General features: G+C 64.0%; 23 protein-coding genes. 7 read left to right on the top strand and 16 right to left on the bottom strand.

The features are described from left to right. Window positions 1-132: 132 nt before the first annotated feature. Window positions 133-1,506, bottom strand: a complete 1,374-nt coding sequence (locus D1Y84_RS08705; RefSeq protein WP_124848163.1) for a Gfo/Idh/MocA family protein — start codon at window positions 1,504-1,506, stop codon at window positions 133-135. Window positions 1,507-1,665: 159 nt separating this feature from the next. Here D1Y84_RS08705 and D1Y84_RS08700 point away from each other — a divergent pair, with 159 nt between their 5' ends. After that, window positions 1,666-3,246, top strand: a complete 1,581-nt coding sequence (locus D1Y84_RS08700) for a S10 family peptidase (protein ID WP_124848162.1) — start codon at window positions 1,666-1,668, stop codon at window positions 3,244-3,246. A gap of 130 nt (window positions 3,247-3,376) precedes the next feature. Here D1Y84_RS08700 and D1Y84_RS08695 read toward each other — a convergent pair whose 3' ends face one another. Continuing rightward, window positions 3,377-4,015 carry a thiamine phosphate synthase gene (locus D1Y84_RS08695; protein ID WP_124848161.1) on the bottom strand — a complete coding sequence of 213 codons (639 nt, stop codon included), beginning with the start codon at window positions 4,013-4,015 and terminating at the stop codon, window positions 3,377-3,379. A gap of 93 nt (window positions 4,016-4,108) precedes the next feature. Beyond that, the gene (locus D1Y84_RS08690) at window positions 4,109-5,767 is read right to left on the bottom strand and encodes an RDD family protein (RefSeq protein WP_124848160.1); all 1,659 of its coding nucleotides are present in this window, start codon (window positions 5,765-5,767) and stop codon (window positions 4,109-4,111) included. A gap of 225 nt (window positions 5,768-5,992) precedes the next feature. Between D1Y84_RS08690 and lptD the strand changes: the two genes are divergently transcribed. The 5 genes from lptD (at window position 5,993) to D1Y84_RS08665 (ending at window position 13,313) form a co-directional block, all read left to right on the top strand. Further along, window positions 5,993-8,707, top strand: a complete 2,715-nt coding sequence (gene lptD / locus D1Y84_RS08685; protein WP_158615396.1) for an LPS-assembly protein LptD — start codon at window positions 5,993-5,995, stop codon at window positions 8,705-8,707. Window positions 8,708-8,802: 95 nt separating this feature from the next. After that, window positions 8,803-9,765: an aldo/keto reductase gene (locus tag D1Y84_RS08680; RefSeq protein ID WP_124848158.1), complete on the top strand. Its 963-nt coding sequence runs from the start codon at window positions 8,803-8,805 to the stop codon at window positions 9,763-9,765. A gap of 396 nt (window positions 9,766-10,161) precedes the next feature. Beyond that, window positions 10,162-11,079, top strand: a complete 918-nt coding sequence (locus tag D1Y84_RS08675; RefSeq protein WP_233581289.1) for a thioredoxin domain-containing protein — start codon at window positions 10,162-10,164, stop codon at window positions 11,077-11,079. Between the two features lie 116 nt (window positions 11,080-11,195). Beyond that, window positions 11,196-12,284, top strand: coding sequence for a SurA N-terminal domain-containing protein (locus D1Y84_RS08670; protein WP_233581288.1), 1,089 nt, complete (start codon window positions 11,196-11,198; stop codon window positions 12,282-12,284). A gap of 36 nt (window positions 12,285-12,320) precedes the next feature. Next, window positions 12,321-13,313: a Gfo/Idh/MocA family protein gene (locus tag D1Y84_RS08665; protein WP_233581287.1), complete on the top strand. Its 993-nt coding sequence runs from the start codon at window positions 12,321-12,323 to the stop codon at window positions 13,311-13,313. Between the two features lie 116 nt (window positions 13,314-13,429). Here D1Y84_RS08665 and D1Y84_RS08660 read toward each other — a convergent pair whose 3' ends face one another. The 11 genes from D1Y84_RS08660 to D1Y84_RS08615 form a co-directional block, all read right to left on the bottom strand. Beyond that, a complete protein-coding gene (locus tag D1Y84_RS08660) occupies window positions 13,430-14,254 on the bottom strand; it encodes a tetratricopeptide repeat protein (protein WP_124848155.1) in 825 nt (274 codons plus the stop codon). Window positions 14,255-14,445: 191 nt separating this feature from the next. Next, window positions 14,446-14,880: a biopolymer transporter ExbD gene (locus D1Y84_RS08655; RefSeq protein WP_124848154.1), complete on the bottom strand. Its 435-nt coding sequence runs from the start codon at window positions 14,878-14,880 to the stop codon at window positions 14,446-14,448. A 91-nt stretch (window positions 14,881-14,971) separates the two neighbouring features. Beyond that, the gene (locus tag D1Y84_RS08650; protein WP_124848153.1) at window positions 14,972-15,412 is read right to left on the bottom strand and encodes a biopolymer transporter ExbD; all 441 of its coding nucleotides are present in this window, start codon (window positions 15,410-15,412) and stop codon (window positions 14,972-14,974) included. A gap of 104 nt (window positions 15,413-15,516) precedes the next feature. Next, window positions 15,517-16,260 carry a MotA/TolQ/ExbB proton channel family protein gene (locus tag D1Y84_RS08645; protein ID WP_124850020.1) on the bottom strand — a complete coding sequence of 248 codons (744 nt, stop codon included), beginning with the start codon at window positions 16,258-16,260 and terminating at the stop codon, window positions 15,517-15,519. A gap of 151 nt (window positions 16,261-16,411) precedes the next feature. Then, entirely contained in the window at window positions 16,412-17,128 is a 717-nt protein-coding gene (locus tag D1Y84_RS08640; RefSeq protein WP_124848152.1) for an energy transducer TonB, read from the bottom strand. 356 nt (window positions 17,129-17,484) lie between these two features. Then, window positions 17,485-18,690 carry a protein translocase subunit SecF gene (secF, locus tag D1Y84_RS08635; RefSeq protein WP_124848151.1) on the bottom strand — a complete coding sequence of 402 codons (1,206 nt, stop codon included), beginning with the start codon at window positions 18,688-18,690 and terminating at the stop codon, window positions 17,485-17,487. A 131-nt stretch (window positions 18,691-18,821) separates the two neighbouring features. Beyond that, window positions 18,822-18,962, bottom strand: coding sequence for a hypothetical protein (locus D1Y84_RS17905; RefSeq protein WP_158615395.1), 141 nt, complete (start codon window positions 18,960-18,962; stop codon window positions 18,822-18,824). Next, window positions 18,959-20,572: a protein translocase subunit SecD gene (gene secD, locus D1Y84_RS08630; protein WP_124848150.1), complete on the bottom strand. Its 1,614-nt coding sequence runs from the start codon at window positions 20,570-20,572 to the stop codon at window positions 18,959-18,961. The genes D1Y84_RS17905 and secD overlap by 4 nt, the downstream gene beginning before the upstream one ends. A gap of 21 nt (window positions 20,573-20,593) precedes the next feature. Beyond that, a complete protein-coding gene (yajC, locus tag D1Y84_RS08625; RefSeq protein WP_124848149.1) occupies window positions 20,594-20,911 on the bottom strand; it encodes a preprotein translocase subunit YajC in 318 nt (105 codons plus the stop codon). Window positions 20,912-21,129: 218 nt separating this feature from the next. Next, the gene (locus D1Y84_RS08620) at window positions 21,130-21,468 is read right to left on the bottom strand and encodes a hypothetical protein (RefSeq protein ID WP_124848148.1); all 339 of its coding nucleotides are present in this window, start codon (window positions 21,466-21,468) and stop codon (window positions 21,130-21,132) included. Continuing rightward, window positions 21,465-22,028, bottom strand: a complete 564-nt coding sequence (locus D1Y84_RS08615) for an RNA polymerase sigma factor (protein WP_233581286.1) — start codon at window positions 22,026-22,028, stop codon at window positions 21,465-21,467. The genes D1Y84_RS08620 and D1Y84_RS08615 overlap by 4 nt, the downstream gene beginning before the upstream one ends. A 121-nt stretch (window positions 22,029-22,149) precedes the next feature. Here D1Y84_RS08615 and D1Y84_RS08610 point away from each other — a divergent pair, with 121 nt between their 5' ends. Next, window positions 22,150-22,602, top strand: coding sequence for a hypothetical protein (locus tag D1Y84_RS08610; protein WP_124848147.1), 453 nt, complete (start codon window positions 22,150-22,152; stop codon window positions 22,600-22,602). Here D1Y84_RS08610 and D1Y84_RS08605 read toward each other — a convergent pair. Together D1Y84_RS08605 and D1Y84_RS08600 are read right to left on the bottom strand one after the other, a co-directional pair. Then, window positions 22,572-23,777 (bottom strand): tRNA guanosine transglycosylase, encoded by a 1,206-nt coding sequence (locus D1Y84_RS08605; protein ID WP_124848146.1) that lies wholly within the window; start codon window positions 23,775-23,777, stop codon window positions 22,572-22,574. The two genes, D1Y84_RS08610 and D1Y84_RS08605, sit on opposite strands and share 31 nt — an antisense overlap. Window positions 23,778-23,896: 119 nt before the next feature. Then, window positions 23,897-25,000, bottom strand: a complete 1,104-nt coding sequence (locus D1Y84_RS08600; RefSeq protein ID WP_158615394.1) for a prolyl oligopeptidase family serine peptidase — start codon at window positions 24,998-25,000, stop codon at window positions 23,897-23,899. Between the last annotated feature and the right edge of the window lie 52 nt (window positions 25,001-25,052).

The raw sequence follows: 25,052 nt of genomic DNA, 5'->3' as shown, positions 1-25,052 counted from the left end.
TCGTATTGAAGCGGCTCGCGCTCAAGATCGGAAACAGTGATCAACATAAGGCGCCCCAGACAAACTTAAACGTACCTCTTAAGCCTATGGCCCCCTGCCACCGTGGTCAAACACGGCCCCCTGTGCCACGGGTCATGCCCGCTCACCGCCCTTGCTGTTGCTCCTGACTACCTTGCCCTCAAAGTAGGAGGCATTCGCCATGTGGCAGGCCGTGGCGGCGTGGTGGCCGAACACCACGTCCTCCACGGGCGGCGTGCGCGTACGCACCGAGCTGAAGAAGTTCTGAAGGTGCGGGTGCAGGTCGTCCCAGCTTTGCCCATGCCAGACAGTGGTTTCGTTTGCGACATGCGCTGTCAGTTCCGGGTCGTGCTCGGCATGCCACTGCCGCTCGTACTCGGCATGCATGGCGGCCGGCCATCCATTCAGGCCGTAGTCCGGCGAGGTATCCACGCCAGACTGGGGCGAGAGACTGACGGCGCTGCCCGATACTTCCAGCACGCCTTTCGAACCCAGGATGCGCGTCACTTCGGGCGTCTCGGTACCCTGGCTCAGCCGGATCGAGACCGGCACCTCGCCGTAGGAGAACGTGGTGGTCTGCACATCCGGCATGTCGCGGCCGTCTTTCCAGCGCCGGATCCCGCCGATGCTGTGCGCCTGGTCGGGCGCCGCGTTGATGCCGGTGATGCACTGCATGCCGCTGAGCAGGTGCACCATCAGGTCGCCCGCCATGCCCGTGCCATAGGCGCGGAAGCAGCGCCAGCGCGAGAAAGCTACCGGGTCGAAGGGCCGCTTCGGCACGGCGCCCTGCCACGCTGCCCAGTCGAGGGTCTGCGCCGACAGGTCGGGCGGGATCGGGTACTGCCACGCGCCGCCGGGCGAGTTGCGGCCCAGCTGGAGCTCCACCTGGAGCAGGTCGCCGACGGCGCCCTCCCGAAACAACGATTGCGCCTTGAGGAACAGCGCCGACGAAACCCGCTGCGACCCCACCTGCACAAAGTGCCTGCTGTCCGTCACGGCCTGGACCATCGCCTGCCCGTCGGCGATGGAGTGCGACATGGGCTTTTCGCAATACACGTCTTTTCCCGCTGCCAGCGCATCCACGGTGACCTGCCGGTGTGCGTGGTCAGGCACTGCCACGATCACACATTCGATGGTCCTGTCGTCGAGCAGTTCGTGATAGCTGCGCGTGGTGCGCGTGCCGGCGCCGGCGATCTCGCGCGCGAGGGTGTGGCGGCCGTCATACAGGTCAGCCACCGCGACACACTGCGCCTGGGGCATGCTCATCGCCGCGCGCAGCAGAGAAGAGCCCTGGATGCCGAGGCCGATGCTGGCGAATCGCACCGGGTTGCCGGCGGGCACAGATGGAGGCACAGGCTGCTGTGCGAGCACGAAGTGGCGGCCCGGCAACACGGAGGCGAGCGCTGTGCCGCCTCCTGCCTGGAGAAAGCTTCTACGGGAAACCTGGGGCACCGGGGCCTCTTCTTTAAGCGGGGATGGAATGCGCATGCGGTTGGCGGCTTCAGCGTTCCCAGCCGGACAATCGCGATCACTATAAAGCACAGAAGCAGGCGCCCGCTGCGCCGCGCGCGAGGCCCGACGCTCCCGGCAGTGACGGAGGCATGCCAAATCGCTTCGCAATCCGGGGCAGCTGCGCTATGTTGGCGCATGAGTCTCTCCCGGCTGCTCCCTGTTCGCTGTGCCGCGGCACTTGCGCTTTCTTTCCTGCTTACCCCCGTGGTGCTTCCTCCTGCGCTGGCGCAGGAGCATCCTGACGCCCCCGCAAAGTCCGCGCCTGCTCCAGACGCGAAGGACGCCAAAACCGATGCACTGCCACCCCTGCCGGCGGACGCCTCGGTCGCGCAGACCGTGACAGTCGGCGGCAGGACACTGCACTACACGGCCACGGTGGGCATCATCCCGGTCTACAGCCGTCTCGATCCGGCTAAGCCCGAGACCAAGACCGGCGAGGTTGTGGTTACCTCCTACCTACTCGATGGCGCAGGCGACAGGATGGACCGGCCCGTGACCTTTGCCATGAACGGCGGCCCGGGCGCATCGTCCGTGTACCTCAACCTCGGCGCCATCGGCCCCAAGCACATCCAGTTTGCGGAGCAGGGCGACAGCCCGTCGGATCCGGCTCGGCTCACCGACAATCCCGGCACCTGGCTGCCCTTCTCGGACATGGTGTTTATCGACCCGATCGGCACGGGCTTTTCCCGCTCGCTCGTCTCCGCGGCGGACACCCGGAAGCTCTTCTACTCGACCACGCCGGACATCGAGTACCTGTCGCGCGTGATCTACGACTGGCTGGTCAAGAACGGCCGTCTGCAATCGCGCAAGTACCTGATCGGGGAAAGCTATGGCGGGTATCGCGGACCGCGCGTCACCCACTACCTGCAGGCACAGCTGGGCGTCGCGATGAACGGGGTCGTGCTGGTTTCGCCGTACCTCAATCCGTGGATCGAAGGCAATGGCGAGATTTCGCCGCTGCCCTGGATGATGAGCCTGCCTTCCATCGCCGCGGCGCACCTGGAGCGCGAGCACCAGCTCACCCCTGAGCACATGGCCGACGTCATCGCGTACACGCGCGGCGAGTATGCGACCGACCTGATGGCAGGCCGTTCCAATCCGGAAGCGACACCGCGCATCATCCGCAAGGTCACGGACATGACGGGCCTCGATCCCGCATTTGTGAAGCACTCCGGGGGCCGCATTGAAATTGGCGCCTACCTGCGCGAGGTGCATCGCGAGAAGGGTGAAATCGGCTCGGTGTACGACTCCAACGTGACCTCGCCCGATCCCTTCCCGTTTTCGCCGGACCAGGATTCAAATGACCCCATCCTGGAGTCGATCATCGCGCCGACCACCACCGCCATGGTGGACTGGGTGACACGCGTGGTTGGCTGGAAGACCACGGCCCGCTATAACGCGCTCTCCTACGACGTAGGCGAAAACTGGGATCGCGACCGCGTGCTGGAGCGCGGCTCCACGCACGACCTGCGTGAGGCCGTGGCCGCAGACCCGAAGCTGCGGGTGCTGATCGCGCATGGCTGGGACGACCTGAGCTGCCCATTCATGGGCTCGGTGCTGACGGTGGACGAGCTGCCCGCGGCGATGGTGGAAGCCGGAGGCGACCCGACCCGCGTGGCAGTGCATGAGTACCCGGGCGGGCACATGTTCTACACCCGTCACGACAGCCAGGCTGCGTTCGGCAAGGATGTGGAAGCGATGTTCGCGGCACACTAAGGCCGGGATTGCAGTGGCGGCCGACGGTTCGGATCAGCAGCAGGAGGCTGCTTCCGGAATGGTGGCCGCCCTGCATCGACTCTCAACGCGCGCGTGCACTGGCCGGGTGCGGGCGCTTACCGGCCGGGTCTCACTGCAGGCTCTTGAGGCGCTGCCACTCCTGCTCTGCGTGCGACGGAACCGGGCTGGACTGGAAGATCCGGATTCCGGCGACGCCCGCGGCGCCAGCTTCAACACAGGCCGGAGCATTGCGGGTGGTGACCCCGCCCAGGGCAAACACCGGCATCGACGCAGCCGCTAAGCAGGCACGCTGGAGCGCAGCCAGCCCGGTGCCTGGTTGCACCATGGCTCCATGCATCGTCTTTCCAAACACAGGCGCCCACAGCGCCGCAGCCGCCCCGGCATCGCGCGCCGCTTCGATCTCGCTGAGCGTATGGCAGCTCACCGTCACGATCGCTCCCAGGGCAAGCGCGGCCTCGATGCCGGGGCTTGTGGTGCTGCCCGGCAGGTGCACACCGTCGGCCCCGCAGCCAAGCGCCTCCCGGGCGGGCATGCTGTTGATGACGAGCTTCGTTCCGGAGCCGCCCGCCCGATCGGCCACCCTGCGCGCCAGGAGGCGCATGTGCTCCGCGGCAAGGTCCTTCTCCCGAAGCTGGATCCACTCAATCCCGGCTTCGACCCACTGCACGACCTGGGCCAGGAGCGCCTGCTCCCTCTCTGGTTCGGTTGAGCCCAGCATCGAGCGGTCGGTGATGGCATAGCGTTGCATGCTGCTATCCAAACAGAAAAGCCCCGCCGGGGTTGATCGGGATGCGATCAGGGGCGGGGCTTTGTCACAGGGGTGGAGCTTACAGAGAAGCGGCTACTTGTACGACCGCTGGTAGGTCCGGGTCATGCGGTCGTGCCAGCCCAGCTTGTCCTCGTCCAGAATGGCCCACAGAACACCGAGCCCGAGGGGCAGAAGTGCCAGAGCAGTCGCCGGGACACGGCGGCGCAGGGAACGGCGGGTGGGGTTTTCATCACTGAACGTGCACAGAGCGATGTGCGCGTACCGCATGCCCGGGGTGCTGCCACCGCCGAAGCTCATGAACAGCCAGCCGTAGAACGCTGCCAGCGTTCCCAGCACTACGAGGCCCGCGACCACAGCGGCCTTGCCGGTGGGGGCGTGCACGGTGCAGAGGCTGAACACCAGCATCGAAATCAGGAAGCAGACCGAGACAATGGCGCCATCGATCAGGGCTGCCATCAGGCGATCCGTCAGCGGCGCCAGGTCGTGCAGGGGCGGCGCTGCCTCGGCTTCGTACCCGTGTTCGGGGCGGCGACCAGCCGGCTGGGATGTGGGCTGCGGCTCATCCTGCTGCGGATGCTGGCCCAGACGGATGGACTGCCAGCCGCTTTCACTTGCGGTCGCACGCCGGGTAGCCGTGGCTTCCCGCGTGCCCGGGGACCTGCCTGCCGCGTCGGCGTACGCATCCGCATAACGGTCTGCCTGGAAACCAGCCCGGCGCCGCGAGGTATCCCGCGCCTGGTCATCGTCTAAACGGTGGTCCGGCTCTCGCTCCATGGCGGCATAGATGCCTGGCGCGCCGGACGGAGTCTCATTGCGCATGCGCGTTTCCGCAGAATCTTCCGCGAGGAGCAGCGTGTCGACTTCAAAGATGCGCAGACGGCCGCCGGCGGGCTCCTGTTCCGACAAGGGACCCTCAGCAAGGCGGGGGCGCTGCTTGCGCGGTGCGATCAGCTCGCGAGGGAACTCGATCAACTTGGCCGGTAGACTTTGCGCCGCGGGCACCACCGCCTCGGCGAAGGCGTCCACCAGCGAGCGCGCACGCTCCCCCATGATGGAGCGCGTTGCGGTACGAGAGGGTGCGGCCATGCGCTCCGGCAGCGGGGTATGGTGCTCCACGCCTGCGGCGACGGGCCGGGGGCTCGCATAAACATTGCCGGGGAATTGCGACGGCACGGCCGCGCCTGCATGCGGGGCAGCATCGGTTGCAAGCAGCGCCGGGCTCGTCGCGGTAAAGAAGGAATCGGCACAGATATCTCTGCCGCTGCGTGCAGGAGAACTGGAGGTTGCGTCGGCTTCGGCGCTGCGCTCTGCTTCATCCGCAGCATGGAGCGCGACCTGAAGTGTGACCTGGCGAACCATTGCCTGGTGGTTTTCCCAGCCGACCAGGGCTGCCTCGGCCGCGGCTTGAGCTTCCACTGCAGCGGTCGCTGCCGATTGGGCTGCAGCCGCGGCGGCCGTGGCACTGGCGGCCAGCAGGTCCTGGTACGACGGCGCGTTGTTGTAGCGGGCGGCGACCCGTGCCGCTACTCGCGAAGCAGCCGAACCTGCTGTGCCTGTGGTCGCCGGGTTGTGGCGTGCGCTGCCTTGCGAGGCGTCTGCTTCTCCCCGTCGCTCGCGGTGCTCGCGCAGGCGGGCGTTGATCTCGGCCTTCCAGTCGGGCACGGCGTTAAGCGAGGGAGGCAGGCCGGAAGCAGGGACGGCAGAGTGCAGCAACGATGCAGGGGTGCTCACGAGTAGGATCCTTCTTCCTTAACCCTGTGCCGAACAGGAGCACAAGAACAGGCAGCGCCAGGTTGAAGACATGGAAAGCGAGAGGTTAAGTCGCGGACAAATCCCACCGGTTGCGCCGGCGCTACTGCCGGAACGGCCTGCAACGAGTTGTCCAACCAGAGCCCTGCAGCTTCGCAGTGCCGCTGCCCGTCCTTAGCGTTTGCTATGCTGAGGATGCCTGCCGCAATGAGAACCCGCACAATCTGGTGTATCACGCTGATTTTGCTGTGTCACCACTCCCTGTTCGCCGAGGGAGTGACCACGCAGCTACCCCCCGATTCACCTCGCGGCGCTGGATACGAGCAGCAAGCCGGGGCGGTCCCCCAGGCCACCGCCGCACCCGATCCCCAGGCCACTCCTCAGTCCAAGCCCTCCCCGGTCCTGCCAGGCGCGATGCCTGACACCCCGCTGAGCCCTTCCACCGACCCGGCCTTTGCACCGCCTGCGTGGCAGGAGCTGCCGGACGTGCCTGACGCCGCAGCGGTCGGGATTACGGACGCGGTGGAACCAGACCCGACTCCCTTGCCGCCGCCCCCTCCGCCTTCGCTCGCGAGCGACGTCATCGACACCGGCATTGCCGTGCCCATTGATGCGCCGCCCCCTGGCACCCCGGTGCATATCGAGGCCAATCAGCAGAGCAAGACCGGTGACGTGTACGCGCTGGATGGCGACATCCTGATCCTGTACAAGAGCTACCGCATCCGCGCCGACCATGCGACCTACAACCGGGCGACCTCGACCGTGGACGCGCGCGGACATGTCACGGTCGACGGTGGGCCCTCCGATGAACACCTGGTTGCCGATCACGGCACCATGAACCTGGAGCAGCACACCGCGCACTTCTACGACGCGGTGGGCACCCTTGGCGTCCGCTCGATTACGCATGGCCGCTACACCTTCACAGCGCCCAACCCGTTTGCGCTCACAGGGCGCGAGCTCCTCGAGCTGGGCCCGGGGCGCTACCAGGTGTTGCGCGGCACGCTGACCAGCTGCCGCCTGCCCAACCCGGACTGGCTGCTGATTGCCCGAAGCATCCTGGTCGACAACAACACGGCGCACACACGCAACGCCACCTTCACCCTGTTCCACCTGCCCCTGTTCTTTCTGCCCTACGCCTCGCACCCCGTGGAGCAGCAGCATCGGCAGTCCGGCATCCTGCTGCCGGTGTTCGGCAACAACACGCAGAAGGGCTTCATCCTGGGCGAGTCGGTGTACCTCGTGCTGGGGCGCAGTGCCGATGCCACCATCGGCGCCGAGTACTTCTCACGTCGTGGCTACGCGCCGTTCGGCCAGATCCGGTATCGCGGCGCCGGTGAGGACTTCGCCAGCATGCGCTACCGGGCCCTGCTGGACCGGTTGCCCGGCACCGAGAACCAGGGCGGCGTAGACGTGGTCGCCGACGCGCGCAGAAAGCTGGACGATCACACCCGAGCCGTAGTGGACATGGAGTACCTGAGCTCGTACGTGTACCGCGAGGCCTTCGAGGAGAACTACTCCAACGCCATCAACTCCGAGGCCAAGTCGTCGGCGTACGTGACGCGCGAGGAGAACGGGCTGGCGGCGAGCGGGCGCTTCGAGCGCTACCAGAACTTTCGCAGCGCCACGTCCGGCGACGAGATCCGCGTTCTGCATGTGCCGGAGCTTCACTTCGACATGCTGGACCATCCCCTTGGACGAACCCCGCTGTTGCTCGGTGGCGAAGCTTCTGCGACGGCGCTTTCCCGCTCCGAGCCGGGCTTCCAGACAAGCCGCCTGCTGCCCAGGCTCGACCTGTATCCACACCTTGCGCTTCCGCTGAGCAGCGGCGGCTGGACGCTGCGCGCCGAGGCGGGCGGACGCGATACCTTCTACGGCAAAACGCAGGAGCCCGGGCTCCCGGGCAATGTGCCTGTGGCAGAGCTGGGTCAGACCCTGAACCGCGCCGCGTTCACCAGCGATGTCACCTTCCGGCCGCCGGTGCTCGAGCGGGATTTCAGCAGCCGGCTGCTGCAGCGGCTTTTCGGGGACATGAACGGCACGGGCAGCGGCGTTGAGCTTCGCCACACCATCGAGCCCGAGCTCTCCTACCACTACGTCACCGGCGTGCACCACTTTGCCAGTACCATTCGCTTCGACTCCACGGACATCCTGGCTGATACGAACGAGCTCGAATACGGGCTTACCCAGCGGCTCTTTCTGCGGCACCTGCACCAGCACCCCTGCAAGGGCGATGAAGCACTGGGACCGAACAAGATGTGCGGTGGCGGCACCTCCGACTGGCTGACCTGGACAGTGCTGCAGCGGCACTACTACAACACCAACTTCGGCGGAGCGGTGGTTCCGAATGAGCGCAACGTGTTCGCATCCACGCTGGATCTCAGCGCGGTCGCCTTCATCACGTCGCCCCGTAACAACTCACCGATCATTTCGCGGCTGCGGCTACGGACCACCAGCGCGACGGACCTGCAGTGGGACGTGGACTACGACGCGCGCACCGGGCGGCTGCAGTCGAGCAACCTGTTTGCCACCTACCGGCTAAAGCAGTACTTCTTTTCCGTCGGCGATTCGCGGCTGTTCAACCTGATCCAGAACCCCACGACACTGCCGGATGCGCCCACGCCCAATCCGAACGCAACCAGCGCCCTGCCGAACTTCAACCAGCTGCACCTGGCCGCTACCTATGGTTCGCCCACCAAGCATGGCCTGTCTGCCGGCATGAACCTGGGCTACGACCTGACCCTGCAGGAGACGCAGTATCTGGGCGCGCAGGCCGGCTACAACCGGGACTGCTGCGGCTTCGCATTTGAGATGCGCCGCTACTCGCTGGGCACTGTCCGCGACGACACCCAGTACCTGTTCTCCTTTACGCTTGCAGGCGTAGGCTCGGCAGGTTCCCTGAACCCGGTCAACCGCGTTTTCTAGCCGCTACGCGTACTGCTCGCGGCTTCTGCTTTCCCGGGCTGCTCCCTGGCGGCTCCTTTCTTCATCCAACAAAAGGAAAAGGAGTTGTTTTCTCTATGGAAAAGCGCGCTATTGGACAATCGCCCCTGCAGGTCACCCCGCTGATGCTGGGCGGGAATGTATTTGGCTGGACCGCGGACGAGCAGACGTCGTTCCGGATCCTGGACCGGTTTGTGGATGCAGGCGGCAACTTCATCGATACGGCGGACGTGTACTCGCGCTGGGCCGAAGGGCATACAGGCGGCGAGTCGGAGCGCATCCTGGGCAAGTGGTTCCGGCAGAGCGGCAAGCGCGACAAGGTTGTGCTCGCAACCAAGGTCGGCATGGACATGGGCGACGGCAAGCAGGGGCTGAAGCCGGCGTACATCCGGCAGGCGATCGAGGCTTCGCTGGAGCGGCTCCAGACCGACCGCATCGAGCTGTACCAGTCGCACAAGGATGATGAGGCGACCCCTTTGCCTGACACCCTTGCCGCCTATGGCGAACTGATCGCCGAAGGCAAGGTCATCGCCATTGGTGCGTCAAACTACAAGGCGGATCGCCTGCGTGCCGCGCTCGAGCTGGCCAGCACCCGTGGCCTGCCTCGTTATGAGAGCCTGCAGCCGCACTACAACTTGCTCGAACGCGGCGAGTACGAGAACACGCTTGCGCCCGTGGTGAACGAGTTCGGCATCGCTGTGGTTCCTTACTTCTCACTGGCGGCCGGTTTTTTGACTGGCAAGTACCGCTCTGCTGCCGACGTGGAAGGCAAGGCTCGCGGCAAGATGGTCGGCAAGTATGCCAATGAGCATGGCTTCGGCGTGGTCAAGGCATTGGACGAGGTAGCCAGCGAAGTAGGTGGCAACCCAACGCAGGTGGCACTTGCCTGGCTGATGGCGCGTCCCGGCATCACGGCTCCGATCGCCAGCGCTACGAGTCTTGAGCAACTCGAGGACCTGCTGAAGGCGGTGGAACTGAAGCTGCCGACCGAGGCCATCGAGAAGCTCAACGAAGTGAGCCAGCCGGCGGTTGTTGCGTAAGAAACATCCTGGCAGCCAGCCGTAGGCAAATGCGGCTGGCTGCGGGACGCATTGGGAGTTACGTTGCGTGCACCGCGCGGACGTGGTGCCTGTGGTGCAGGCTGAGGCGAGTCCGGTCAGGCGAATGCCTGCTTTGCGGCCCCGGCTCCTGCATTTACGACGCCTGTCCGCGCTGTTCTGCCCCGCAAAGGCACCCATGCGGTCCCTGGGAGATTACCTGCACTGCAACCGTCGCCACGTGCTCCTGGCGCACGTCACCGGGTCCTGGCCCCGCCGGGACTGCGCAACTGCAGTGCGATAATCAAAAGACGTCTTTGAAGGGGCTATCCCATACTGTTCTCCAGCTATCGCTCGCATTTCACCCATTTGCTACTCGCGACCTTGTGTCTTGTTCCCGTGGCCGGCTGTCGCGCGCAGGCAGCAGCCGGCAGTGCGCTGACGCCCCAACAGCAGCGTCGCGTCGACCTCCTGGTGCGATCGCAGCTGAGCGTGCCGGCAGACTGGGAAGTGGCGCCCGAGGGGCGGACCCCCAGCAACATCCCGGGTTTCGACACCCTGCGCATCGAGTTCTTCGCGGCAGCAGACCCGGCGCATAAGCAGCCGGTGGACTTCCTGATCTCGAAAGACGGCAATACCCTCGCGCGCCTAGCGAAGTACGACCTGGCCGCCCTCCCGGGCATGAACATTCCCGCGAGCGGCCGTCCCATGCGTGGAAACCCTGCCGCTAAGGTCGAGATCGTCAACTTCGACGATCTGGAATGCCCGTACTGCGCCCGGATGCACGCGGAGCTTTTCCCGCAGACCCTGGACCACTACAAGGATTTGATCAAGGTCGTGTACAAGGACGATCCACTCGTGGAGATCCACCCGTGGGCGCTGCATGCCGCGGTGGACGCGAACTGCCTCGCTTCGCAGAACAGCACCGCCTATTGGAACTACGTGGACTACCTGCACACCCACGGGGAAGACATCACCGGTCCGGATCGTGACCCGGCCAAGTCGTTCGCGATGCTGGACAAGGTAGCGCGCGATCAAGGCGCGCGGAGCCTCCTGAACAAGGCGACGCTGGACAGCTGCCTGACCCGGCAGGATGATTCCTCGGTGCGAGCATCCATGAAGGAAGCCGAAGAGCTGAAGATCGACGGCACGCCGGCCCTCTTTATCGACGGCGAGCGCGTCTCCGGGGCGCAACCGCTCCCGTACCTCTGGGCCGCCATTGACAGGGCCCTGCGCGCGCAGGGCATCACCCCGCCGCCTGAGCCGGCTGCTGCGCCGGAGCCCGCTGCCGCGCAGGCAACAGGCAAGAGTCAGTAGTGCCCCAGCGCCCGCTTGCAACAACGGTGCGGGCTGTGCGGCCGCCGACCACCGTGGCCCATGCTTTGATATGGCAGTGCGCAGCACGCGCAAATGCGTCTGCAAAAGGAGACCTGGTGCCAGCAACCCCTTCCCTCGTGCTTCGCCGCACTTCTGCAGCCGGTGGTACAGCGTGCCTTCTGCTCGCACTTCTTCTGGCTGCAGGCTGTTCACACAGCCACTCCGCGGATGTGTTGGCCAAGGTCAATGGCAAGCCCATCGCGGCCAAGGACGTGCAGACGCTGTATGAAAACTCGCTCGGCGACAACAAGCAGCAGCCGTCCAAAGAGCAGGAGAACATCGTCCGTCTGAATATCGTTCGTCAGCTCGTGGACGAGGAGATCCTTTCGCAGCGGGCAGCCAAGCTGAATCTCACGGCGACCGACGAAGAAGTCGAGTCGCAGATCAACGAGATGAAGGCGCCATTTACGCAGGAAGAGTTCAACAAGCGCATGGCCGAGAAGCACCTCACCCTGGATGATCTGCGTCACGACATTCGCCGCGCCAAGACCACCGAGAAGCTGCTGAACAAGGAAGTCAACTCCAAGGTCAACATTGCGGATGGAGACATCTCGGCGTACTACAACGCGCACAAGGCCGACTACGACCTAGTGGAGCCGCAGTATCACCTGGCCCAAATCGTGACCACGGGCATGCCTGCGCCCGCCGGGCAGAACAACGGGGTCGGCAACCTGCAGAACAGCAAGGCCACCAGTGACGCCGAGGCCAAAAAGAAGATCGAGATGCTGCACAACCGGCTCGAGAGCGGCGAAGACTTCGGAACACTCGCGGCCAACTTCTCCGAGCGGCCGGACAATGCTTCCAGTGGCGGGGACATGGGCTTCTTCCAGGAGTCGCAGTTGAGGGCGGATATGACGGTCTACGATGCTGTTTCGAAGCTCACTTCAGGACAGATCACCGAGCCGCTGCCTTTGCTTGATCCGACCACGCGCAAGCCCATCGGGTACGCCATCTACCGGCTGATGGACAAGGAAGCTGCCGGGCAGCGCGATCTGAATGACCCGCGCGTGCAGCAGTCGATCCGGCAGCAGCTACGGGAGACACGCTCGCAGCTGCTCAAGAACGCCTACCTGGAAGTGCTGCGCGACCAGGCCAGGATCGAGAACTACTTCGCGGAAGAGATCTTTAAAAACGGCGGCAACTAGGCCGAGCCTGCGCGCCGGTGAAGTGAAGGAGGCATCATGCGTTTCGGCATTCTGGGTTTCGGACATCACGCCGCAAAACGGCTGGTCCCTGCTTTCAAGGGCGCCCATACGGCACGCCTTGAAGGCTTGTGGCGGCGCGATCCCGTGAAAGCTGCTGCCGACGCAGCGAAGTTCTCGGTGCCGCAGGTGTTTGCTTCGGCGGAAGAGCTTTGCACGTCACCGCTGATCGACGCAGTGTTCGTAGTTTCTCCGGACGCGCTTCACCTGGAGCATGTGCTGCTGGCGCTCCGCGCCGGCAAGCCGGTGCTGTGCGAAAAGCCGCTGGCGATGAACACAGCGCAGGTGGAGGAGATGCTGGTTGTCGCGGAAGCGGCCGGTGTGTTGTTCGGCGTCGCACAGAACATGCGCTACAACCTCTCCATCGATCTGATGCGGCGCTGGGTCGAGGAAGGCCGGATCGGCAAGCCCCAGCTTGCCCATGCACAGTTCTGCTACGACACTGCCAGGAGTCCCCGCGCCTGGATCAACGACCCCTCTCTTGCGCTGGGCGGCCCCATTGGCGATGTCGGTATCCACTGCATCGATGCGCTCTGCTACGTGCTCGGTGAACCCGTCAGCGAGGTCAGCACCATGGCGCATCGCGATGCAGCCTCCGGCGAAGTCGAATCGCATGCAATCGTGAACCTGTCGTTTGACTCCGGAACCCTGGCGACGGTCACCACGACCACACGCGCGGCGTATCGTTCGCTCATCGAAATTACCGGCGAAAAGGGCTCGCTGAGTTGCGAGGACGCACTGACCATCGACCACCCGGTTTCGCTGGTGCAGCGTGAAGCGGGCCGTATCGTACTGGAGCAGCCCGTCTCCAATGCGGACGCGTTCTCCCGCATGCTGGACGGATTTGCCGAAGCCGCTGCCGGAGGGGACATACCGTACCGTGCGCCCGCGATGGAAGGTCTGCAGAACCAGAAAGTGCTCGACGCGGCGTATCTTTCCTGGCGCGAGCGACGCCTCATTCGCGTCCCCTAGTCGTATCAGCCCGCGGAGTCTCCCGGACCCCCAGAATAAGCAGGCCTATCACTTACAACAGAAAGGCCCCGGGGATCCGGGGCCTTTCTGTTGTCCGCAGAGCCGGCTTGCCTGCTCTACTTGTCCATGACAATACCGCCGCTGCTCTTCTTTTCTTTCTCGATCTCGTTCTGTTTGCGCGTGCCCATTGCCTTGTCGCGCCAGTCATCCGCCTGCTTGATGTCCGCAACCTGGGCGTTGGTGTCACCGCAGTCCGTGTCCGCCTTACGGCGATACATCAGGTTGAGGTACGACATCGCGTCATCATACGAAGGGCGGAGTTCGACGGACTTATGCAGATACTGCAATCCCTCGTCCACCTGCGCCGTATTGTCTTTCTTGATGGTGGCGCAGGAACCCTTGGGCAGCTTTGCATTGCCCTTGCCATCATCCTGCAGACCGGCGGCAGCCAGTACAGTGACTGCGTTCTTGTAGGCATCCTTCCAGTCGATAACGCCGATGGTATACGGCGCTTCCGGATCGGTCGGATCAGCCTTCATGACCTTCTGCTGCCATTCCTTGGCGAGATCCATTTTGCCCGTGCTGAAGTACAGGCTGGCGATACCTTTCAGACTCGTAACATCGTCGGGGTGCTGATCCAGCACCATCTTGTAGCTATCGATAGCGAGCTGGGCCTTCTTCAAATTCTCAGGCGTCGTGAGGTCCGGCACTACCTGCTGCGCATACGCGGTCGCAAGAAAAATCCGCGTCATGGGATAGGCAGGGTCCAGGTTCACAGCGTTCTGGAAATGATTGATGGCTTCTTCAAACTTAGCCGCCTTGTAGGCTTGGACGCCCTTGTTGAGCTGATCCCGGGCCTCCAGACGCTTGCACCCGGTCGAGTTGACCAACAGCAACAACGCAGCCGCGGCCAGCACCGGAACACGTGCGATTCGATTCATTCTGTCTCTCATCTCCTTCGATCGGCAGGGCGGCCCTGACTTGGGTGCAGCAGCTTCAGTGAGGCGGGTTACCGCGAGACATCTGCGCAGCGCTTGATATTCGTTTACACCATGCCGGATCTCTGGGGAAATCCGGCGTGGCAACACAGATACTAACGCGTTCACCGGCGCACTGGCGAACGAAAGCGGGCCTACTGGCCCGCCTGGATCTTCGGAGTGATCAAGCCGATATGGTCGACACCCACAGCCTTGCCAAGGTCAACGACCGCAGCCACGCTCTGGAAGTTGATATCGGGATCGCCCTTCACAAACATGATCTTCTGCGCGCGCACCGAGTAGATCTCGTTGAGGCGGGCCTGCAATGACTGGAACGGCACCGTGTCTTCGTTGATCTTGTAGGTTGGCTCGCCCTGACCACTGCCAAGCACCTGCACCACGATGGTCTTGTCGTTGACCTGCTCGTTCTTGTTCTTCGGCGGCTGTGGAACCATTGCGTCGAGACCGTGTGGGGTGACCGGCACGATGACCATGAAAATGATCAGCAGCACCAGCAGTACATCGATCAGCGGAGTTACGTTAATGTCGGCGCTTAGCCCACCCGGACCGCTGCCGCCTCCCATTGCCATAGCTATTTCCTCACTTCACTTGAATTGCCAGAGTCTGGATCGATCACTGTATGGCGAGGCGCGATACTCTGCACCCGGTTTGAGGCCGAGGCTACATGCCGCCTGCGCCCGGAGCTCCATGCTGATCGGTCAACAGACCCACTTCCTCAACACCAGCCGTACGCACTGAATCGATTGCGTCTTCCACGCCACCGTAGTGAGCACGGGCGTCTGCGCGGAAGAATACCATCTTGGTCGGCTTGTCCTTGAGCAGATCCTGCACGCTCGAACCGAGCTGGTCGATTGCGACCTGGTTCTGTCCCAGGAACACCTTGCCATCCCGCGTGACGGCGATGGTGACGGCGTCTTCCTTGCTCGCGTCCTCCATAGCAACCGCGTTCTTGGAGTTGACCAGGGTGACGTTGACCTTGTTGTTGAGCATCGGGGTGATGACCATGAAGATGATCAGCAACACCAGCATCACGTCGACCATCGGGGTCACGTTGATGTTGGAGTTGACCTTCTTGCCTTCGTCACGATTTACGAGTGCCATATACTTTGCTCTCCCTCGGCACAGCTTTCACAACCGGCTGACCGGCAGCTGCGTGCTTCTTGCTGCCAGTCAGCGTCTCGTGCGCTTGCAGGGTAAGGCCGTGGTTAGCGGCGGTTCTGCTTGAGGAAGTAGTCGACGAGCTCGCTCGAAGAGTTATCCATCTCGACGTCGAACGCCTCAACCTTGTTGGTGAAGTAGTTGAAGGTCATAACGGCCGGGATGGCGACGAGCAGACCGAAAGCGGTCGTAACCAGCGCTTCCGAGATACCGGACGCGACCGCGCCGATACCGGGGGTCTTCTGGACTGCGATCTCCTGGAAGGCCTTGAGAATACCGGCAACCGTACCGAACAGCCCGACGAACGGGGCCGTGGAACCGATGGTGGCCAGGCCACCCAGACCGCGCTTCAGCTTGGCATGCACGATGGCTTCCGAACGCTCGAGGGCACGCTTCGAAGCTTCCACCTGCTCCACCGTGACCACGCCGCCGCCGTAGTTGCGGAACTCCTGCAGGCCAGCAGTGACAACTTCCGCCAGGTGCGACTTCTTGTTGCGATCGCCAACCTTGATCGCCTCTTCCAGCTTGTTCTCGCGCAGGGCGCCGGCAACGCGGGGAGCGAACTCGCGCGACTGCTTCTTGGCTGCCGAGAAGTACAGGAAGCGATCGATCATGACAGCCAGCGACCAGATGGACATGATGAAGAGCACCGCGACCACGCCAAGGGCGACAGGGCCCATGTTGTGCGCAAGCTCAATGGGCGAGAAGCCAGCGGTCGGCGCTGCGTCCTGAAACCAGAAACCAAGTGCTGCCGGATTTGCCGCGAACTGCGAGAGGTGAGCGAGAATCACTAGAATCATCCCTCCTGGGGATACATATCGTGGTTGCTACTTCTGAACCAGAGTTATACAGGAATGCGCACAAAGCTTGCTGCTCGATTCCCTGCCTGCATGTCGAGGGTGGGACAGCGCGTCCATGCGAGCGACGCTGTCCCACGGAAAACTAGCCGCCCAGCGTGAAGGTGACGTTGACCTGGGTCTGCACTTCCACCGGATCGCCGTTCAGAAGATACGGCTTGTAACGCCACTGCCGCACCGCTTCGATGGCCGACTGCGCCAGCATCTGGGGACCGCTCACAACCGTCAGGTTCTCGATCGTGCCGGTCTTGGAAATCGTGGCCGAGAGCACCACCGTGCCCTGAATACGGGCAGCCTTGGCGATCGCCGGGTAGGTCGGGTCAGGACGCGAGAGCACGTTGCCAGCCATGACGCCGGAGGAGACCGTCATCTTCTTCGGCGGGGCCGGCTTGGCAGCCACCACAACGGGCGGGCCGCTGCCGATGCCGCCAAGGATGCCAGCGCCGGTCGGGCCACCGGAGTCGCCCATGCCGGCGACAGACGGACCGGATGGCGGAGGCGCCGTATCCGGAGCTACCTTGATCACCTTGGGGATCTTGGGCGGTGCCTGCATTTCATCCATCTGCGGCACTACCTTTTCGATCTTGACCTGCGGTGGCGGTGGCGGCGGGGGTGGGGGCGGCGGCGGCGGCGCGACCAGCATGGTCGTCATCGCTTCCTTGGGGAGCGCCTCGGGATTGAGCAGAGGGATCAGGATCAAAGCAGCCACCACAGCCGTCCAGAAACCAATTCCGGCGAAAGTGTAGTACTTGCTCTTGGTCTTGAGTCTGCCGCCCGACTCCATCATTGAATCTTCAAACATGGCGGAACCTCGAGAGGAACAAAAAGACTGGTGGAAAGATAGACACCGGCAGGGGCTGGTTTTGTTCCCAACTTTTTTCGGCTGTCATTTCGGAGGCTTTGGCATTCCCGGCATGCCTGCTGGAAGCGCTATACCCAGTTTGGAATACGAAGTTTGTACCACACGACGTGTACAGCTGAAAACAACGGGCTGCCGCAGGGCGCGGTGGCCGCGTCGAAACAGCGCGCTCAGCTGTACCTCAGGGAACACTGCATGCCGCCATGCGGCACAAGCACAAAGGCCAACCCGGGGCGGGGTTGGCCTTTGCTTGTTGCAGTCAAACGATGCGCTGATGCCGTTGCGCTGCGCTTTCAGCGCTACGCCTTGGCGCGACGTGCAGCCGGCAGCTCTGCCGCACGGCTCGAACCGGCGCGCCGCTCCTGCCAGGCCACCAGCATCGGGGCGGCCACCGCAATCGAGGAGTAGGTCCCGATCAGGATGCCGACCACCAGTGCGAACGAGAACGGATGCAGCACATCGCCGCCGAACAGGTACAGCGAAAGCGCCGTCAGGAACGTCAGGCCCGAGGTCAGCACTGTCCGGCTCAACGTCTGGTTGATGGAACGGTTCACCACGTCGGCAAGCGGCTCCCGGCGCGCCTGGCGCAGGTTCTCGCGGATCCGGTCGAACACCACGATCGTGTCGTTCATGGAGTAGCCGATCAGCGTCAGGATGGCAGCGATCACTGTGAGCGAGACCTCCTGCCCGGTCAGCGAGAAAGCGCCGACTGTGATCAGCGTGTCGTGGAACACCGCCACGACCGCAGCCACGCCGTAGATCAACTCGAAGCGGAACCACAGGTATACCAGCATGCCCAGCAGCGAATACAAGGTGGCCAGCAGCGCCTGCTTGCGCAGCTGCTTGCCGACCTGCGGCCCCACGATCTCCACGTTGCGTACGTTGAAGCCCGAGAGGTAGCCACCCTGGCGCAGTGCCGCAACGACCGGTGCGTCGGCCACGCCGTTCAGACTCTCGATCGAGTCGAGCAGACCGCCGTGCGCCTTGTCCTTGAAGTCGGCAATGGCCTGTGCCTGCGCCTGGTACTTGGCGGCGGCAGCCTCCGTGTCGAGATGCTCCGGATTGGCCTGCTCGAGAAATGCCGCCAGTGAAGCGCGCCCGGCGTTGTCGAGGTCAAGCTTGCCGGCGGCGGCCTCGGTACTGGCAGCAGAGTAGTGCCGCTCCAGTGTGGACACGATCGCGGCGCGGCCCTGGTCAAGCGCAGCCTCGCGCGTCTGCTCCTGCGCCAGGGTGATCAGCACCTCGTTGTTGGCAGCGACGCCGTACGGCTGGATGCGCGGGTCTTTGAGACCTGCCGTGCGAGCAGCCGAGCGCAGGCGGCCCGTGTCGGGCGTCTGCGCGAAACGGATGCGCACCACCGTGCCGCCCTTGAAGTCGACATCCAGCGGCAGCCCGTGCCAGAACAGCAGGGACAGCACACCAGCCACGGAGAAGAGGAGAGAAAAGCTGAGGAAGTACCACTTCTTCCCCAGCCAGTCGATGCGAGAGTTCTGGAACAGTTCCACGGAGTTCCTGCTTTAGCGAGATGTATCGCGCTGGAGCATCGCTCGTGCCGCGGCGACGGCGAGCGGCCGGACGGGACTTCGCTGAAGCCCGCGAACAGCAGCTGCACGGTCGAGGCTGCACGAGCAATGCGTTAAATACGGTTCTTGACAGCCTTGATCACAAATTGTTCCACCACAAAGGATGCTGCCGCCATCGCCATGCCAGCGGCAAACACCAGGGCTCCACGCCCAAGAACAGAAGGATCCACAGCGGTTGCTTTTTCGTTGCTCATATGGAAATTGCCTCTCCGCGCGAACGGCGGTTCACGTTGGCGTCGAAGATTGTCCGCGACACAAACACTGCCGTGAAGATATTCGCAAAGAGACCAAAGGTAAGCGTTATGGCAAAGCCCTTGACAGGGCCTGAACCGAAGATGAAGAGGATGGCTGCCGAGACAATGGTGGTGACGTGGGTGTCGACGATGGTGGTCCAGGCGTGGGCAAAGCCCTGGTCGACCGAGGCCGAAGCGCTCTTGCCGGCGCGCATCTCTTCGCGGATGCGCTCAAAGATCAGCACATTCGAGTCCACGCCCATGCCGATCGTCAGGATCACGCCCGCGATGCCAGGCAGCGTCAGCACGGCATGGGTATAGCCCATGAAGCCGAGCAGAATAATCAGGTTGAGCAGCAGGGCAAGGTCCGCATTGATGCCGGCGCCCCGGTAGTAGATCAGCATGAACGCCATTACCGCGAGCATGCCGACCACCGAGGCGAGCACGCCCTGGCGGATCGAATCGGCGCCGAGCGACGGGCCAACCGAGCTCTCCTGCAGGTAGTGGATCGACGCCGGCAGCGCGCCGGTACGCAGCAGCAGCGCCAGCTCATCCGACTGCGTCTTGTTCATGGAGCCGCCGGAGATCGTGCCGGTGTCGCGGATCTGGTCGTGGATGTTGGCCACTTCACGGATCTTGTTGTCGAGCACGATCGCCAGTCCCTTGCCCTTGTTCTGCTGGGTAAAGTCGGCGAAGTGGTTTCCGGCCGCCGTGGTCAGGTAAAAGGTGACCTGCGCTTCGTTGGTGTTCTGGTTGGTGCCGGACTGCGCATCGCGAATGTCCGTGCCGGCTACTTCCGGCGCCTTCTTGAGCAGGTACACCTGGTCGCCGGACTCGGCGCTCGATGCGCCCGGCTCGGCATGCACCATTTCCTGGTCGAAGGGCAGCGTGCCGCCAAGCGACTGCACCGCAGCGGCTTCCGTCGGGAATGGTCCGCCATTGACGAGGTGGATCTCGAGGCGGGCGGTGGACTGGATCACGTCCTTGACGCGTGCGGGATCGTCGATGCCCGGCAGCTCCACCAGGATCTGGTTGGAGCCGACGTTGTACTCCTGGATGGTCGGCTCAGACACGCCAAGCGTGTCCACGCGGGTGCGGATCACGTCCACAGCCTGCTGCAGGGTGTTTTCCTTGAGCTCGGCGACAGCGCTCTGCTTCATGGACGCGGTGATCACGCCACCCGCATTGGCGAACTCATACTGCGCGCCATACCGGTTGCCCAGCACGGTGAGCGCACTCTGCACCTTGTCGGGGGCGATGCCGGACAACTGCACCACGGCGGGCTGCTTGAGGTCAGGCTTGTTGCCGGTCGCCTCGAAGCCGGCCGAGGCCAGGTCGGTCTGCATGCGCGCGAGGTCCGAGTCGGTCGTGGTGCCCACGGCTTCGTCCACCATGACCTGCAGGATCAGGTGCGTGCCGCCGCTCAGATCAAGCCCGAGGTGAATGCGGCGGAGCAGCGAGGCTTTGAGCGCGGCCGGGCTGATGCCCTGCGGAATGCCGATGATGCCGAAAACAAAAACCAGCAGGGTGGCGATGATGAGAAGGAGGCGGGTGCCAGGTCTGTTTCGCATGGGCTTGGATAGCAGCAGGCGCTACCGCTTCTCCTCTTCCGTAGTCACGGAGGCGATGGCAGAGCGCATGATTTCCAGCTTGATATTGTCCGGGGCCACCCGGATCTGCAGCACATCCTCGCGCAGCGCGACGATGGTGCCGCGAATGCCGCCGGTGGTCGTGATGCGATCACCCGGCTTCAGGTCGTTCAGCATCTTCTGCCATTGCTGCTGCTTCTTCTGGTTAGGACGCATGAGCAGGAAGTAGAAAACGACCGGGATCAGCACCAGAGGAAGAATGGAGTTCAGGGCGGGAGGCAGGGAGATTGCGGCGAGCGCGAGAGCGAAATCAGAGGTCAAAGCGCGTTCCTTCAAGGTTCCCTGCGGCGGCAAAGCACAGCCAGCACAGGGCGAGTTGCCACACGAATGGCGGTGGGCCTGCGCTGCAGGCAGGCGCGCAAACAGGCACGCCTGTGCCACGAGGCACAGCGGGCGCCCAAGCCACTAGCATCGCTGAGTGGGGGGTGGGTGTCAAGGTTGTACGCAGCGGCCGCCGCAGGTGCGGGTCAGTCGCAGGCTCAGGCCGTAAACACGCGGAGATACAGCAGGCCGCCAAGCAGGCAAAGGAACTCCGTGCAGAGCGTCAGCTCGGCATATATAGGCAGGGTTCCGGAGGCTCCCACCGCAAAGCGCACCATCAGCGCCAGCAGCAACACCATGGCAGCCACCGCGACCGTGACGCCGAAGCCCGGGTGCCGGCGGGCGGGCCGGACGCTGCGTGGGGGTGTGGCAGCGAGCGAGGCGGCTGCAACCCGTGCCGCGAATCCGGCGGGCAGGGTGACGGACGGACGGCGCCCGAGGGCACGGGTAAGCTGTGCCTCGTCCTGCTTTGCGTGCTGATCCTCCAGCTCACTCATACGCGCACTCCTTTCCCCTCGACTTGCAACAACCCGCGGAGACGGCTGCGGGCCCGGTGCAGGTGCGTGCGCACCGTATTGATCGGCAGCGCCAGCGCGGCGGCAATCTCCTGGTAGCTCTGCTCTTCCTGATGATAGAGCACCAGCACTGCCCGCTCTGGCTCGCTGAGCTGCGCCATGGCAGCCTCCACCGCCTGCTGAAACTCGCGCTCCTGCAGCTGCTGCTCCGCGTTGGCACCCCCATGCGCCAGCCGGTCTTCCCAGCAAAAGCCATCCTGGTCCGCCACTGCATCGAGCGGCTCGCTGAGCGAGACGGTGCGGCGTTGCTGCTGGGCGCGCTGCCTGCGCGCATCATGCGCCACGTTGACCACGATGCGGTACAGGTAGGTCCGCACCTGCGCTTCGCCGCGGAAGCCCTCGAGCCCGCGGAACAATCGCAGAAAACACTCCTGGGCCAGGTCCTGCACGCCTTCCTGCGTGCCCAGCAAACGCACCAGCAGGCGCGCCACCATTGCCTGGTGCTCGCCAACCAACTGCTCGAGTTCGGAGGCGGTGAGCAAGCGCGGTTAGACCTTGCGGAGCGGGATAAGTTTCAAGGCGTGGGCTGAAACTCCGCCGGGTGCGCGCAGTCTAACCACGCCATCCCTGATTTCGCACCAGTTTTCAGGAGGAGGTCTTTCCATGCACGGACTCGACAGCCCCTTCATCGTCCCGCTCGGCGCCTTTGCCGTGGCCATCGTCGCCATCATTGCCGGGGCGGCCGGCAAGATACGCAACCAGCAGTTGCGCGCGGACCAGCGCGTGGCCATGCTCGCCCACGGTATTCCGCTGGCCGAGATCGAACGCGTGCTGGGTACAGCGCAAGGCGAAACGCAGCAGCCCCCCACCCCCTGGAACGCGGCGCGCTCCGCCGCCATGATCCGCCGCACGGCCATCATCCTGATCGCCAGCGGCCTCGGCATCGTGGCCTTCTTTGTGGCGCTGGTGGCCATTCTGCACGACAGCGAGGTGTACTCGGGCGCGGCGGTCGGGCTGATCCCCTTCGCGATCGGCGTTGGCTTCCTGTTCGATTACCACATGCAGAAGCGCGACATGAGCCGGCTTCAGGAGGAGAGTGAACGCTCCATCTCGTGAGTTCGTGAGGCAGCGAGTTCGGCCCGGACGCACCGCATCGTCTCGAGGTAGAAGGCGAGGTTGTGCACGGAGTTCAACGTGGCCGCCAAGGGTTCGCCCGCCGCGAACAGGTGCCGCAGGTAGGCACGGGTGTAGCGCCGGCACACGGGACAGCCACACTCCGGGTCGGCTGGTCCCTGGTCTTCGGCAAAGCGGCGGTTCTTGATGTTCAGGCGCCCCTCGGAGGTAAACAGCAGCCCGTGCCGGCCGGCGCGTGTCGGCAGCACGCAGTCCATCATGTCGACGCCCATGCGGGCGTACTCCGCGATCTCCTCGGGATAGCCCACGCCCATGACATACCGGGGCTTGTCGGCTGGCAGATAGGGCAGGGTCGCGGCAATGATCTCGAGCGTGCGCTCGCGTGGTTCGCCCACGGCCAGGCCGCCGATGGCGTACCCAGGGAAGTCCATCGCCACCATGCGTTCGGCAGCTTCCCGCCGCATCGACGGATACATGCCGCCCTGCACAATGCCGAACAGGCTGGGCCTTGCCTCGGGCGCGACCACGGGACCAGGCCGGCGACGTCCGGAAGCATCGGCACTCCACCAGGGAGCCTCGTGCTTGTGCGCCTCCCAGTAGGCGAGCGAGCGTGCAGCCCAGCGCATAGTCAACTCGAGCGAGGCGCGCGCGCGGGCTTCGTCGGCCGGGTACTCCAGGCACTCGTCGAAGGCCATGGCAATATCCGACCCAAGCGCCAGCTGCACGGCCATGGAGTGTTCGGGCGAAAACATGTGCTTGGAGCCGTCCAGGTGCGAGGAGAAGCGCACGCCTTCTTCCGAGATCTTGCGCAGGGCAGACAGCGAAAACACCTGGTAGCCACCGGAGTCGGTGAGGAGGGGGCGATCCCAGCTCATGAATCGGTGCAGGCCGCCCATGCGCTGGATCGCTTCGTGCCCGGGGCGCAGGTAGAGATGGTAGGTATTGCCGAGGATGATGCCGGCTCCGGGCTGCTCACCGGCTGCCACGGCCTCGTCGGTACCCAGCGTCTCGAGCGTGTCCTGCGGCACGGCCTTGACCGTGGCAGCGGTGCCGACCGGCATAAACACCGGGGTTTCCACCGTGCCGTGCGGCAGGTGCATGCGACCCCGGCGGCCGCCCGCGGGGCTCGTGGCGGCTACTTCAAAAAGCAGACTCATGCTTTCGAGTCTAAGGGTTCGCCCCGCGACTCCGAGCTTCCGCAGGGCACGCATCAGTCATGCGCGGTATCAACGTGCTTCCATAAAGTGCGTCAACATAGCGCGGCAACAAAGGGCGTTCAACGATCGGAGCGGCGACGCTCCCAATGCTCTTCGTGGCGATCATCCCGAGAGAGCACGTCTCGCACAGCACCGGTGGCCGGGTCCCGCTCAAAGATCAGCCGGCTGGTACTCCCGCTTGGGAAGAAGAAAGTATTGGCACTCTCGGGCAGCAGTTCTGCGACCTCGCCGATGCGATTGCGCTGAAACAGCTGATCGCCCGTTCGAAACACCGTGATCTGGAGAACGCCGCCATCGTCATATTCGCCGACGTATGCATCGTAGACGGCCGGGTTGATCCTGGCCGGGACTGGATGCACCGGCACCAGCGTGCGCTCGGCAGACGGTGCGAGATGGGCGTCGGAGGTGAGCGAGTGCGAAAGCAGCCAGTGCGGGAGCTCGGTGTTGGCGTACGCCTTGTCCCAGACCGAGTGCCGCACCGCAGCGTACTCGGAGAAGCGCACGATGCCGTCGACCGACTTCAACGCGTCGAACATCAACTCGCTCTGGCGCGGACTCACGACCGGGTCATCAGCCCCGTGAAACATCCACACCGGCTCACGGCGCAGCACACGTGCATACTCCTCGGGCAGGGTGGTCTGGTCATTCCAGCGCGAAGGCTGGTACGACCAGAAGATACCGCCGCAGACAGGCACAATCGCGGCAAACGTGTGGGGGTTGTCGCGCGCAACCTCCCAGACGCCGTAGCCGCCGAGCGAAAGCCCTGTCAGGTACGTGCGGTCGGGGTCGCCGTTGAACTCAGCCGTCTCGGCACGCAGGGTGGACATCGCCACCTGCATCATGTCGGGATCCGTCCAGTGATGGTGGTTGAACGGTACCTGCGGCATCACCACAATGAATGGCCAGCGCTCAGGATGCAGCCGGATGGCTGCCGGCAATCCAATCTGTGTCTGGTCCAACCCCTCGACTCCGCGCTCGCCCGAGCCGTGCAGAAACAGGATGATCGGCCACTTCTGCTCTTTCCTCCAGGTCTCCGGGAGGTACACCACGTAGCGGTGGGTCACTCCGTCCACAAGGATCGTGCGGTTCAGAAACCCTGTGTCCTGCATATGTTTGGCAGCCTGGGCAGAGTGCGTGCACAGCAGGGTGAGGAGCACGAGCATGCATCGCTGAAGCGATCGGAGAAGCATGCAGCGAGCATAGCAAGGAGCCTCT

This window comes from Acidipila sp. EB88 (assembly GCF_003858395.1).
In the GTDB taxonomy this organism is placed as follows: domain Bacteria; phylum Acidobacteriota; class Terriglobia; order Terriglobales; family Acidobacteriaceae; genus EB88.
The sequence above is the reverse complement of the archived record's forward strand: the minus strand, read 5'-3'. Positions and strand labels throughout refer to the sequence as shown.

Coding starts and splice junctions, on each gene's coding strand:
- D1Y84_RS08650 (WP_124848153.1), bottom strand. CDS start 15,412: ATGGCACTCGTAAATCGTGACGAAGGCAAGAAGGTCAACTCCAACATC.
- lptD (WP_158615396.1), top strand. CDS start 5,993: ATGAGAACCCGCACAATCTGGTGTATCACGCTGATTTTGCTGTGTCAC.
- D1Y84_RS08620 (WP_124848148.1), bottom strand. CDS start 21,468: ATGAGTGAGCTGGAGGATCAGCACGCAAAGCAGGACGAGGCACAGCTT.
- D1Y84_RS08605 (WP_124848146.1), bottom strand. CDS start 23,777: ATGAGTCTGCTTTTTGAAGTAGCCGCCACGAGCCCCGCGGGCGGCCGC.
- D1Y84_RS08660 (WP_124848155.1), bottom strand. CDS start 14,254: ATGAATCGAATCGCACGTGTTCCGGTGCTGGCCGCGGCTGCGTTGTTG.
- D1Y84_RS08610 (WP_124848147.1), top strand. CDS start 22,150: ATGCACGGACTCGACAGCCCCTTCATCGTCCCGCTCGGCGCCTTTGCC.
- D1Y84_RS17905 (WP_158615395.1), bottom strand. CDS start 18,962: ATGAGCAACGAAAAAGCAACCGCTGTGGATCCTTCTGTTCTTGGGCGT.
- D1Y84_RS08700 (WP_124848162.1), top strand. CDS start 1,666: ATGAGTCTCTCCCGGCTGCTCCCTGTTCGCTGTGCCGCGGCACTTGCG.
- D1Y84_RS08695 (WP_124848161.1), bottom strand. CDS start 4,015: ATGCAACGCTATGCCATCACCGACCGCTCGATGCTGGGCTCAACCGAA.
- D1Y84_RS08600 (WP_158615394.1), bottom strand. CDS start 25,000: ATGCTCGTGCTCCTCACCCTGCTGTGCACGCACTCTGCCCAGGCTGCC.
- D1Y84_RS08665 (WP_233581287.1), top strand. CDS start 12,321: ATGCGTTTCGGCATTCTGGGTTTCGGACATCACGCCGCAAAACGGCTG.
- D1Y84_RS08655 (WP_124848154.1), bottom strand. CDS start 14,880: ATGGCAATGGGAGGCGGCAGCGGTCCGGGTGGGCTAAGCGCCGACATT.
- D1Y84_RS08680 (WP_124848158.1), top strand. CDS start 8,803: ATGGAAAAGCGCGCTATTGGACAATCGCCCCTGCAGGTCACCCCGCTG.
- D1Y84_RS08705 (WP_124848163.1), bottom strand. CDS start 1,506: ATGCGCATTCCATCCCCGCTTAAAGAAGAGGCCCCGGTGCCCCAGGTT.
- secD (WP_124848150.1), bottom strand. CDS start 20,572: ATGCGAAACAGACCTGGCACCCGCCTCCTTCTCATCATCGCCACCCTG.
- D1Y84_RS08640 (WP_124848152.1), bottom strand. CDS start 17,128: ATGTTTGAAGATTCAATGATGGAGTCGGGCGGCAGACTCAAGACCAAG.